The organism is Streptomyces sp. CRN 30 (assembly GCF_034105845.1).
In genome coordinates, this window is record NZ_JAVRHI010000542.1 from 1 (window position 1) to 11,071 (window position 11,071).

10 protein-coding genes are annotated in these 11,071 nt (G+C 75.1%); 6 read left to right on the forward strand and 4 right to left on the reverse strand.

The genetic code is table 11. From position 1 onward, the window contains the following. Positions 1-203: 203 nt before the first annotated feature. The gene (locus UW392_RS63035; protein ID WP_320784526.1) at positions 204-419 is read right to left on the reverse strand and encodes an I78 family peptidase inhibitor; all 216 of its coding nucleotides are present in this window, start codon (positions 417-419) and stop codon (positions 204-206) included. Positions 420-858: 439 nt separating this feature from the next. Between UW392_RS63035 and ctaD the strand changes: the two genes are divergently transcribed. Further along, positions 859-2,541 (forward strand): cytochrome c oxidase subunit I, encoded by a 1,683-nt coding sequence (ctaD, locus tag UW392_RS63040; protein WP_320784527.1) that lies wholly within the window; start codon positions 859-861, stop codon positions 2,539-2,541. Between the two features lie 51 nt (positions 2,542-2,592). On the opposite strand, the gene UW392_RS63045 is transcribed toward ctaD, so the two are convergent. Continuing rightward, a complete protein-coding gene (locus UW392_RS63045) occupies positions 2,593-3,894 on the reverse strand; it encodes an ABC transporter substrate-binding protein (protein WP_320784528.1) in 1,302 nt (433 codons plus the stop codon). Beyond that, positions 3,863-4,429, reverse strand: coding sequence for a hypothetical protein (locus tag UW392_RS63050; protein ID WP_320784529.1), 567 nt, complete (start codon positions 4,427-4,429; stop codon positions 3,863-3,865). The genes UW392_RS63045 and UW392_RS63050 overlap by 32 nt, the downstream gene beginning before the upstream one ends. A gap of 151 nt (positions 4,430-4,580) precedes the next feature. Between UW392_RS63050 and UW392_RS63055 the strand changes: the two genes are divergently transcribed. Genes UW392_RS63055 through UW392_RS63065 form a run of 3 tightly spaced genes read left to right on the forward strand, consistent with a single transcriptional unit; the run spans position 4,581 to position 8,522 of the window. After that, on the forward strand, positions 4,581-5,066 hold the full coding sequence (locus UW392_RS63055) for a hypothetical protein (RefSeq protein ID WP_320784530.1): 486 nt from the start codon (positions 4,581-4,583) through the stop codon (positions 5,064-5,066). Positions 5,067-5,076: 10 nt separating this feature from the next. Then, positions 5,077-7,878, forward strand: a complete 2,802-nt coding sequence (locus UW392_RS63060) for an ABC transporter permease subunit (protein ID WP_320784531.1) — start codon at positions 5,077-5,079, stop codon at positions 7,876-7,878. After that, positions 7,875-8,522, forward strand: a complete 648-nt coding sequence (locus tag UW392_RS63065) for an ATP-binding cassette domain-containing protein (protein ID WP_320784532.1) — start codon at positions 7,875-7,877, stop codon at positions 8,520-8,522. The genes UW392_RS63060 and UW392_RS63065 overlap by 4 nt, the downstream gene beginning before the upstream one ends. A 132-nt stretch (positions 8,523-8,654) precedes the next feature. Here UW392_RS63065 and UW392_RS63070 read toward each other — a convergent pair whose 3' ends face one another. Beyond that, positions 8,655-9,281, reverse strand: coding sequence for a transglycosylase family protein (locus UW392_RS63070; protein ID WP_320784533.1), 627 nt, complete (start codon positions 9,279-9,281; stop codon positions 8,655-8,657). A gap of 535 nt (positions 9,282-9,816) precedes the next feature. Between UW392_RS63070 and UW392_RS63075 the strand changes: the two genes are divergently transcribed. Both UW392_RS63075 and UW392_RS63080 read left to right on the forward strand, forming a co-directional pair. Beyond that, positions 9,817-10,605, forward strand: coding sequence for a hypothetical protein (locus tag UW392_RS63075; RefSeq protein ID WP_320784534.1), 789 nt, complete (start codon positions 9,817-9,819; stop codon positions 10,603-10,605). Positions 10,606-10,734: 129 nt separating this feature from the next. Continuing rightward, positions 10,735-11,022, forward strand: coding sequence for a hypothetical protein (locus UW392_RS63080; protein ID WP_320784535.1), 288 nt, complete (start codon positions 10,735-10,737; stop codon positions 11,020-11,022). The last annotated feature ends 49 nt before the right edge of the window (positions 11,023-11,071 follow it).

An 11,071-nucleotide genomic window follows, 5' to 3' on the forward strand; every position in this document is an offset into this window, starting at 1 on the left:
AGCGGAGCCCGGTCACTCCGGCCGGCAGCCGCCGCCCGCCGCACTCCGACCGCCACCCGCGGGGCACGGCCCCCGCCGCCCGCCCCGTCTCGGGCGGCTGAGCACCCGCTCCGTACGCACCCGTCGGCCCCGGCTCCCGCAGAGGGGGCCGGGGCCGACGCCGTGTCTCAGCCCGTGTCTCAGCCCGTACCTCAACCCGTGTCTCAGCCCTTCCAGGCGCGGGCCACGCGGCCGTCGCGCACCTCGAAGTTGAGCCGCCCCACGCGGTACTCCATGGTGATGATCGCGCCCGGCGGCAGCGACCGGACGGCCGCCCAGCCACGCTCCCGCGCACGCCGTTCGGCCGCGGCCGCGTCGAGGCCGACGTAGCCGTCGGGGCTGTCCTGAGGTTCGGCTGAAGGTGACGGAATCGGTGCCATGACGCCACGCTATGCCCTGGTCGTGGACCGGGGAACCCCGCACCGGTAACGGGTCACGGACCGTCGCCCGTCACATTTCTGTCACAGATCACCGCTCACGTTTTGGCTGAACTCCGTCACCCGGACGAGCGGTTCGATACCGCCGTCGCGGGCATTGCCCGGGAATTGCCGAGGGCCGGTCCGCACACTCTCGCGGTACCGGGGAAAACCGGGTGGAAAGGACCGCCTGAATACCCGGCCGGCGCCCCGGAATTACCGGTCCCCGATGGCCTTCTCCCCCGGCCCGTTCCTCACTCTGGGCCACCGGCGGCCCCCATCGTCCGCGTACGCCCCCTGTCGCGGCGCGGGGCGGCGCGAGCATCATGGCGTGGTCCCGCGGGCACGCGCGGCGCGCGGGTCCCGGCGGGCCGGGAGGCGACGACGAAGGGGCGGGCGGGCGATGGGCACGCAGACGGTGGGGGCGACGACGGAGCCGGTGCGCACCCGGCGGCGGGGGCGGCTGGTGGTGGACTGGCTGACCACCACGGACCACAAGAAGATCGGCCACCTCTACCTGATCACGTCGTTCGTCTTCTTCCTGGTCGGGGGTGTCATGGCCCTGATCATGCGGGCGGAGCTGGCCCGGCCGGGGCTCCAGGTCGTCGACAGCCAGCAGTTCAACCAGCTCTTCACGATGCACGGCACGATCATGCTGCTGCTGTTCGCGACGCCGAGCTTCGCGGGGTTCGCCAACGAGCTGATGCCGCTCCAGATCGGCTCCCCGGACGTCGCCTTCCCCCGGCTGAACATGCTCTCCTACTGGCTCTTCCTCTTCGGCGGCCTCATCGTGATGGGCTCGCTGCTGGTGCCGAGCGGTCCGGCGGCGTTCGGCTGGTTCGCCTACGCGCCGCTCAACAGCGAGGCGCACTCCCCCGGCATCGGCCCCGACCTGTGGATCATGGGGCTGGCGCTGGCGGGGTTCGGGACGATCCTCGGCGCGGTCAACTTCCTCACCACCATCATCGGGATGCGCGCGCCGGGCATGACGATGTTCCGGATGCCGATCTTCGTCTGGAACACGCTGTTCACGTCGATCCTGGTCCTGCTGGCGTTCCCGGTGCTCGCTGCGGCCCTGCTGTCGCTGGAGGCGGACCGGCGGTTCGGCAGCCACGTCTTCGACGCGGTCAACGGCGGCGCGATCCTGTGGCAGCACCTGTTCTGGTTCTTCGGCCATCCCGAGGTGTACATCATCGCGCTGCCGTTCTTCGGCATCATCAGCGAGATCATCCCGGTCTTCAGCCGCAAGCCGCTCTTCGGCTATCTGACGCTGGTGGCGGCGACGATGGCGATCACCGGTCTGTCGGTGGTGGTCTGGGCGCACCACATGTTCACCACCGGCGCGGTGCTGCTGCCGTTCTTCTCCTTCCTCAGCTTCCTGATCGCCGTACCGACGGGCGTGAAGTTCTTCAACTGGACCGGCACGATGCTCAAGGGCTCGCTCTCCTTCGAGACACCCATGCTCTGGGCCACGGGCTTCCTGGTGTCGTTCCTGTTCGGCGGCCTGACCGGGGTCATCCTGGCGTCGCCGCCGCTGGACTTCCACGTCAGCGACAGCTACTTCGTCGTCGCCCACTTCCACTACGTCGTCTTCGGCACGGTCGTCTTCGCGACCTTCGCCGGGTTCTACTTCTGGTGGCCCAAGTTCACCGGCAAGATGCTCGACGAACGGCTCGGCAAGATCCAGTTCTGGACCCTGTTCACCGGCTTCCACCTGACCTTCCTGGTGCAGCACTGGCTGGGCGCCGAGGGGATGCCCCGCCGGTACGCCGACTACCTCGCCGCCGACGGCTTCACCGCGCTGAACACCCTGTCCACGATCGGCGCGTTCCTGCTCGGCACCTCCACGCTGCCGTTCCTCTACAACGTCTGGAAGACCGCCAAGTACGGCAAGAAGGTCGACGTCGACGACCCGTGGGGGTTCGGACGCTCCCTGGAGTGGGCGACCTCGTGCCCGCCGCCCCGGCACAACTTCACGACGCTGCCGCGCATCCGCTCCGAGTCCCCGGCGTTCGACCTGCACCATCCGCAGTACGCCGCCGAGACCCCGCAGCCCGAGCCGAAAAAGCACCAGGCCGGTTCCTGACCCGCCCGGCGGACGGCCGCAGCGAACGGCGTGCGGCGAACGGCCGCCGGGTCACGGCGCGTACGGCAGCAGCGGGACGTCGAAGCAGGTGCGGTCCATGTCGCCCTGGGAGACCCAGCCCCGGCCGTCCCGCCAGCGCGCCACCGACAGACACGTCCCGCGGTGCGCGGGCGGCCGGGCCAGCCGGGCGAACTCCACGGGCAGCAGCAGGCCCCCGGCGGTGTAGCCGTCGGCGCGGCCCACCCGGGCGTCCACGCACGCGCGCGTGACGCCCGTCGCCGTCGCCGCGCAGGCACCGGCCGCCTCGGTGAACCAGCGGGCGGCGGCCCAGCCCTCCAACTGCCACTGGGAGTGGGTCTCCAGCCCCTCCGTGGCCGCGCGGAACTCCCGGACCGCCGGGTGCCCGGTCTCCTCGAAGTTGCGGCTGGCCCCCGTCGCCCACAGGGCGTTGCGGCAGCGCGGGGACCGGGCGTACTCCTCCGCCACGTCCGACGTCCAGTTCTGCACGTTGGTGACCTTCGCCAGGAGCTGGACGCCGGCGTCGTCCATCGCCTCGCACAGCCGGGTGTTGCCGTGCCGGTCGAGGGCGTCGAAGACCAGGTCGGCGCCGTCCTCGCGCAGACCGGCGGCGACGGACCGGAAGTCGGGCAGCGCGAAGTCGACCTGCCGGGCGGTCACCTCGTACCCCTCGGCGCGCAGTCCGCGCTCGACGAGCCGGGCGTAGGCGGCGGACGCGGGCTGGTTGTAGGAGACGACGGCGGCCGTGCGGGCCCCCTGCGCGCGCCTGAAGTACCGGTAGACCTCCGTGCCGCCGTACAGCTTCCCGTCCCAGCCGGGGGCGCCCTCGCGCGGCGCGAAACTGCCGTAGACGCCGTAGAGGTGCGGCCAGGTCTCGTAGGCGGCGGTGAGGGGCTGGCCGCCGACGTCGGGCACGCGCGCGTGGGAGACGCGGGAGGCCCCGGCGTAGTCGAAGGCGGTGGTGGCGACGAGGGCGACGACCTTCTCGCCGTCGATCAGTTCGCGCACGCACTCGTTGTTGCCGACGCCGCTGCCGCCGTCGTCGCACACGTGGACCTCGACGCGGCGGCCCGCGATGCCGCCGCGCGCGTCGAGCCGGTCGAAGAAGGCGAGGGCGCCGTCGCGCGGACCGGTGAAGGCGTCGCCGCCGACCGGACTGGTGGCGCTGGCGATGATGCCGACGGGGATCGGCCCGCCGCCGGACACGGGCGCGGAGGCGCGGTCGTCGCGCTCGAAGTCGCGCTCGGGCAGCCGGCTGCCGCAGGCCGTCGCCAGGAGCAGCAGCAGCGCCGCGGCGACGGCCTCAGCAGCCCGGGACCGGCGCGGCCGAGCCATCGCCGCTCAACCGGACCAGCCCGCACAGCGTCTTGGCCGACACCTTCCAGACGCCGTCCTGCTCCACGGAGGCACCGGCGGCGTCCGGCAGGGCGGTGGCCCCCCGCAGCGTCAGCGTGTACGTCACGTCGGCCTCGGTCGACGACGTGAACGCGATCCGCGTGACCTCCGCCCCGACCCGGCCGCCGCGCTCGTCCCCGCCGAAGGCGAGGAGGACGGGCCGCATCCGGTCGCCGTCCTCCAGCACGGCGCTCTTCTCCGCGAGGGAGGACTCCGGGTCGAAGAACGTCGTCCAGTTCTCCTTGATCTCCCGCTCCGCGGCGGCCGGGTCCGCGGGCGCCGAGGCCGACGGAGCCGTCGAGGCGGGGGCGGTGGACGCCGCCGTCGGAGCGGCGTCGCCGTCACCGTCCCCGTCGTCACCGCAGGCGGCGAGGGCCGTGCCCAGGCAGAGCAGCAGGGCCGCCGCGCCGGCCGCGACCCGCGTGCCGCGCCCGCGGCGTGGGTCCGCCCGTCCGAGGTCGCTCCCGAGAACCATGTGGCTCACCACCGGATGTCGGTCCGGGCCTTGTGCGCCCGGCGGTTTCAGGGTCGGCTTCTTCCACAGGCATAGTGCAAGCCATCGGCGGACTTGGCCACAGGCGGCGCCAGGACGGGTGCGGCGCCGCCCCACGCGGGGGGAGCCAGCGATGCGGACAGCCCGACTGCGGACCGTGCACCCCGTCGTGTGGGCCGGCTGTGCGGCGCTGGCCGCGGGGGCCCTGCTGTGCGTCCTCGGCTGGTACGGCGTCTCCGGTGAGCGCTACGCGGAACGCCAACTGCCGTATCTGGCCTCCTGCACGGTGCCCGGCGCCGCGTGTCTCGTCGCCGGGGCGGTGCTCCTGGCCCACGGGCGCGCGAGCGCCGCCACCGCGCGCGTGGAGGAGCTGTACCGGCTGCTGGTGGAGACCGCCGACGACGACGGCACGGCAGAGGAGGTCGCGGCGTCGGGTCCGGTCGCGACGGCCGACGGGCCGCCGGTCGCCGTCCCGGGCGGCACGCTGTGGCACCGCGCGGACTGCCCGCTCGTCGCCGGGAAGGCGGGGGCCGCGCCGGTGGACACCGCGCGGCGGGCACGGGCCGGCCTGGCACCGTGCCCGGTCTGCGCACCACCGGCACCGACCGCCGCGGACTGAGGCGGGCGGCATGTCCTCGCTGACGTACGACCTGACGCTCGCCGGGCTGTCGGTGGGTGCCGCCGCCGCGCTCACCGGCGTCGGGCTGATCGTGACCTACCGCGCGACCGGCGTGCTCAACTTCGCGCACGGCGCGATCGCGATGGTCTGCGCCTACGCGCTGCGGCACTGCGTGGTCGAGTGGGGCTGGCCGCCCTGGCCGGCCGCCGCGCTGACGCTGCTGGTGCTGGCACCGGGGCTCGGACTGGTCCTGGAACGGGCCGTCTTCCGGCCGCTGGCGGTGCGGGGCAACGATCCCGCGCGGACCCTGGTGGCGTCCCTCGGGGTCTTCGTGCTGCTGGTGGGCGGGGCGGCGCTGCTGTGGGGCCCCGGCGCCCGGGACGACGCGCCGGAGCTGGTGCGGTGGGAACCGTGGGGCCCGCTGACGGTGGCGGTGGCCCTCGCCTGCGGGGTCGGGGCGGTGATCCGGTGGACCCGGTTCGGGCGTGAGCTGCGGGCCGTGGTCGACGACCGGCGGCTCGCGGTGCTCGGCGGCGTCCACGCGGACCGGATCGCGGCGGCGGGCTGGGCGTTCGGCTCGTTCACGGCCGGGCTGACGGGTGTCCTGCTCGCGCCCGCCGTACGGCTCGACCCGTACGGGCTCCCCCTGCTGGTGATCGAGGTGGTCGCCGTCGCGGTCGCCGCGCGGATGCGGGGGCTCGCGGTCGCCGTGCCGGTGGCGCTCGCCATCGGGGTGGCGCAGAGCCAGCTGACGCGGTTCCGGCCGTCGGACCGGTGGCAGCCGCTGGTGCAGGCCCTCGGGTCCGATCTGTTCGTGGTGGCACTGCTGGTGGCGGCGCTGCTGCTGCCCGGCGTCGGCACCCGCGACGCGCTGCCGCGCCCCGCCCGGCCGCTTCGGCGCACCCCGCCGGCCGCCTGGGCGGCGGCGGCCGTGCTGCTGTCGTTCCCTCTCGGCCTCGCGGGCGCCGACCTGCACACCGCCGTGCGGGTACCGGCGCTCGCCGTGGTGCTGCTCTCCCTGGTGGTGGTCACCGGCCGGGGCGGCCAGATCTCCCTCGGACAGGCGGCGTACGCGGGTCTGGGTGCGCTGTTCACCGCGCTGCTCGCGGCGGGGCGCTTCCCGGGGCTGCCGCGCCTGCCGGAACTGACGGCGCTGGCGGTGGCGGTCCTGCTCGTCGCGCCCCTCGGCCTGCTGACCGGGTGGCCGGCGATCGGCCGCCGGGGGCTGGCGCTGGCGCTGGCGACGTTCGCGGTCGGTGTCGGCGTGAGCCGCTTCGTCCTCACCCAGCCGTACGCCACCGCCGGACTCGCCCTGGGCCGCCCCGCCGGCTTCGACGCGGACCGCGCCTACTACGTCCTCGAACTCGCCCTGCTCGCCGTCGCCCTGACCGTGACGGCGGCGCTGCGCCGGGGGCGCGTGGGGCGGGCGCTGGCGGCGCTCCGGGACCACGAGGCGGGTGCCTCGGCGGCGGGTGTGCGGGTGCCGTCCCTGAAGCTGCTCGCGTTCGTCTGCGGTGCCGCGCTGGCCGCGCTCGGCGGGGGGATGCTGGGCATGGCGCTACGCGCCTTCGACCCCGGGATGTACGACCCCGTGCGGGGCCTGCTGTGGTTCGCGGCGATCGTCGTCCTCGGCGCCGACCGCCCCCTGGCCGCGCCGGCCGCCGCGATCCTCCTGGTCGGCCTGGACGCGGGCCCCGGAGGCGGCACGGCGGCGGCTCTCATCGGGCTCCTGGCCGTCCTGACGGGCCGCTACGAGGAACTGCGTACGACAGCCGAACGCCTCACCGCGCGACGCCGGTCCCGACTGACACCGCTGGGGAGGCGGGTGCGGAGGAAGCTGACGGGGCGGGCGGAGCCTCCGAGACGGACAGGGACAGCAGGGCGACCGGAGTCAGCGGTGCGGCCGGAGGGGTCCGGGTGTGGGACGCCGGTGCCACCCGGCCTCCCTGCGCGGCCGGAGACACCTGCGCGGGAGGGGACGCGGACGCGTGACGCCCCGCCGGAGCCGGCGGCCCGGCAGTCGTCCGTACCGGCGGGGGGACGCCCGGTACCGGCCCCGCGGACCGGGTCTCCGCCGCGCCGGGCGGCGCCCGGCAAGGTCACCGTCCGGGTCCCCGCCCTCCGGGCCCGCGGTCTCCTCGTCCGCTACGGCGATCACACCGCGCTCCGCGGAGTGGACCTGGACGTGCCGGCGGGGCGGATCACCGCTGTCGTCGGGCCCAACGGGGCGGGCAAGAGCACGTTGTTCCACTGTCTGGCGGGGACCGTCCGCCCGGTCCGGGGGCGGGTCCGTCTCGGCGGGCGGGACATCACCCGCCTCCCCCCGCACGCCCGCACCCGCCTCGGCATCGCCCGGACGTTCCAGCAGGTCGCCGTCTTCCCGTCGCTGACCGTCGCCGACAACGTCCGCGTCGGCGCCGAGCGGGGCCGCGTCACCGACCCCTCGGCGACCGGCCGCGCCCTGCGGCTGACCGGCCTCGACCACGCCGCCGGCACGCACCCCGCCGGGAACCTCCCGACCGGCACCCTGCGCCGCGTGGAACTGGCCCGTGCCCTGGCCGGCACCCCGCACACGCTGCTGCTCGACGAGCCCGCCGCGGGCCTCGACACCGCCGAGGCCGCCGCGCTGGCCCGGCTGCTGCGGGCGCTGGCCGCCGAGGGCACGGCCCTGCTCGTCGTCGAGCACGACCTCGACCTGGTCGCGGACCTCGCCGACGAGGTGCACGTCCTCGTCGCCGGCCGCGTCGTCGCCTCGGGCCCGCCCGCCGCCGTCCTGGACGACACCGCCGTACGGCCGGAGGCGGGCCCGTGACCACCCTCTCGCTGCGCCACGCGCGCGTGCGCTACGGCCCCCTGGAGGCGCTGCACGGCGTCACCCTCACCGCGCCCGGCCCGGGGCTCACCGTCCTGCTGGGCCGCAACGGCTCGGGCCGTACGACCGTGCTGCGCGCCCTCGCCGGGACGGTGGCGCTGTCCGCCGGCACCGTCGAGTGGGACGGTGTGGACGTCACCCGGCTGCCCGCCCGCGAACGGGCCCGGCGGGGCCTGCGGCTGGTCCCCGAGCGGCGGGCCGTCTTCCCCTCGCTCACCGTGCGCGAGAACCTCACGCTGGCCACCGCCGGCCCGCGCCCCGCGCTCGACGCCTATCCGGAACTGGGTCCGCTGCTCGCCCGCCGCGCCGGCACCCTCTCCGGCGGCGAGCAGCGCATGCTGGCGCTGGCCCGGGTCCTGGCCTCCCACGCGCGCGTGGTGCTCGTCGACGAACCCGCGCAGGGCATGGCACCGCCGGTCGCGGACCGTACGTACGCGCTGCTGGGAGCGCTCGACGCGTGCGTGGTCGTCGCCGGGGAGCGGCTGCCGCCGCCCGCGCCGCGGGGCCGTACGGTCTTCGTCCACGAACTGCGGCGCGGGGCGCTCGTGTTCAGCGGCGAGGCCGGAGAGCGGCGCCCGCGCTGACACGCCGCGCGTCCCGTCCGGCGGGCGGGCCGGACGGGACGCGGCGCTCCGGGCGGAGGGGTACGGCTCACCCGTCGCCCACCCCGGCACGCGCACCGGCAGTCACCGGCACTCACCGGCACTCACCGGCACTCACAAGCGAAGCCGCAGCCCGGGAACGATCAGATCGGGGTCACCGCCGATGACGTCCCGGTTGGCGGCGTGCAGCCGCTGCCAGGTCGTGCCGTGCCGGGCGGCGATACCGCTCAGCGTCTCGCCCGCGCGGACCGTGTGGTCGCCGCGCGAGGCGCCGCGGTCCGCACGGGCGCCGCCCCGCTCCGGTGCCGCCTTCGGCGCGGAGGCGCGCGGCGCGGCCGCGGCGGCCGGTGCGCTGCCGTACGCCCCCGCCCGTGCCGCGCAGGTCGGCCAGGCGCCCCAGCCCTGGGCCCGCTGCACCTTGGTCCCGATCGCGATCTGCTGGGCCTTGCTGGCGCGGTCCGCGGTCGCCGCGTAGGCGGTGCCGCCGTACGCGCGCCAGGTGGCGGCGGAGAACTGCAGTCCGCCGTAGTAGCCGTTGCCGGTGTTGATGTGCCAGTTGCCGCCGCTCTCGCACCGGGCGATGCGGTCCCACACTCCGCCGTCGGCCGCCGCGGCGCCGCCGGGCGCGGCCAGCAGACCGAGGGGCGCGAGCAGGGCCGCCCCGGCGAGGACCGTCGCCGCGCGGTTCGCCGTACGGCTGCGACGGTCGTCGTCGCGCGTGGTATCGGCACATTCGGACATGTGATTCCCTCTCGAAGGACCCGGGGTCCCCCAAGGCGGGACGTGCTCGCCGCGCACAGGACGCGGTCGGGGCACGCCGCCCCGTCCGCCGGAAGGCCGTGGTGCGGGCCGGTCGTGCGCGGCGGACGTACCCGAGCGGTGCTCGTTGCACACGGCGGAGGAATGTAGGGACCCGCTCCGCGAGGTTCAACCGGGCCCCTCGATGTCGCTGGCCAGTTCGCCGTTACCTCGGGTACCGGCGATTTCAGGACACCCACTTCATTGCGTGATTTCCTGATTTGTCGACCTGTCACCCATGCGATCTGTGACCCACCTCACGGCCCCAACTTCCTTGCGCTTCCGACTAGTTGACGATGAGTGCCGGATTCCGTCCGGCGCGTGACCGTGCGCGTCGGTTGGTTCGATTCCGTTCCCCGCCGGGCGTGACCCCCGCCACAGATCGCCCGTTGTCTTCTTCATGAGCCCGGGACCCGCCCGGACCACGGGCCGGGCGCCACCCGGCCTCGCCACGCACCGCATCCCGAGGGAGCCACCCGTGCCGCGCATGCTCGACGTCAGCGACGAGGTACGCGCCGAGATCGGCGACGAAGAAGCCGACCGCCTGCTCGCCGGGGAGACCGCCCCGGGCAGTTACGACTGCACGTCGTGCCGCACCCCGGGCGACTGCGAGCAGGAGCGCACCAGCACCGTCCTGTTCATCGGGGACGAGACCGCCGTCCTCGCCTTCGCCCACGCGGGCTGTCTGCCCTCCCAGGTCGTCAAGGTGACCGAGGAGCAGCTCCAGGGCGCCGTGAGGTCCATCGGCGGCGGCGCCGGTGACACGCGGCCGCAGCCGGAGAAGGCCGTGCCCGAGCAGGCGGTGCTCGGCGTGACCAGCGGTCTGGTCCTGATCGCCGGGGAGCTGCACCCGGCGCTGGTCGTGGAGCCGACCGCGCCCGTCGTGCGGCCCGGCACCACCGGCCGCGGCGACGACTTCCTGCCGCTCCTGATCGAGCAGGGGTTCATGCCGGTCACCGAGCTGTCGGCGGTGCCGCCGGTGCTGCACGGCTGGTCGGTGCTGCTCGCCGTGGGTCAGCTGCACGCGGTGCTCCAGCCGGGGCCGGGCGGCGGCCGTCCGGTGGCCTGGTGGCAGGCGCACCAGCCGCTCCAGGTGACCGAGGGCTGGCGGACGGCCGCCAACAAGCACCAGCAGGTGCTGATGTTCGCGGCACCGGTCGGGTCGATCGGCCGCCAGCCGCGCGAGGACCTGCTGCGCGAGGCGCTCGACAAGGCCGCCGCGGGCGGACAGCTGGTCGCCTCGGCGCTCCCGCTGGCCGGCACCTGAGCCGTCGGCCCACCGCGCGCCACGGCCCCGCGCACCGCGACTCCGCCGACCGCGCGCACCACGGCCCCGCGCCCCTGAGGACGCACTGCTCAGCCGCATCCCTTCGGGCCCGGGGTCGTTTGCACGGTTGTGCACACATACGACGCCTTCCACCGCCAGGGCGGCCCCTCGGCCACGCCGATCTACGACGCGCTCTACGCCGAGTACGTGAGGTCCTTCCGTTCGCTGCCGGGCGACCGCAGCGGCGAGGAACAGCTGGGGTTCACCTCGTTCCGGCACATCCCGCGCGGCAGAGGCTCGTACAGCGGCACGTACAGCGGCTCCTACAGCGCCTACAGCGCGGGGGCGCACAGCGCCCGGATCGGCATGCACCACGTCCCGGCCGCGCTGCCGCCGGCCCCGCGCCGGGGCTTCTGAACGGCGTACGGATGTGCGGAGGGGGCGGACCCGGCCGGGTCCGCCCCCT

What these genes read in the sequence shown, in the direction of transcription:
- UW392_RS63055 (WP_320784530.1), top strand. Translation starts at nt 4,581, where the DNA reads ATGCGGACAGCCCGACTGCGGACCGTGCACCCCGTCGTGTGGGCCGGC.
- UW392_RS63070 (WP_320784533.1), bottom strand. Translation starts at nt 9,281, where the DNA reads ATGTCCGAATGTGCCGATACCACGCGCGACGACGACCGTCGCAGCCGT.
- UW392_RS63050 (WP_320784529.1), bottom strand. Translation starts at nt 4,429, where the DNA reads ATGGTTCTCGGGAGCGACCTCGGACGGGCGGACCCACGCCGCGGGCGC.
- UW392_RS63060 (WP_320784531.1), top strand. Translation starts at nt 5,077, where the DNA reads ATGTCCTCGCTGACGTACGACCTGACGCTCGCCGGGCTGTCGGTGGGT.
- ctaD (WP_320784527.1), top strand. Translation starts at nt 859, where the DNA reads ATGGGCACGCAGACGGTGGGGGCGACGACGGAGCCGGTGCGCACCCGG.
- UW392_RS63035 (WP_320784526.1), bottom strand. Translation starts at nt 419, where the DNA reads ATGGCACCGATTCCGTCACCTTCAGCCGAACCTCAGGACAGCCCCGAC.
- UW392_RS63045 (WP_320784528.1), bottom strand. Translation starts at nt 3,894, where the DNA reads ATGGCTCGGCCGCGCCGGTCCCGGGCTGCTGAGGCCGTCGCCGCGGCG.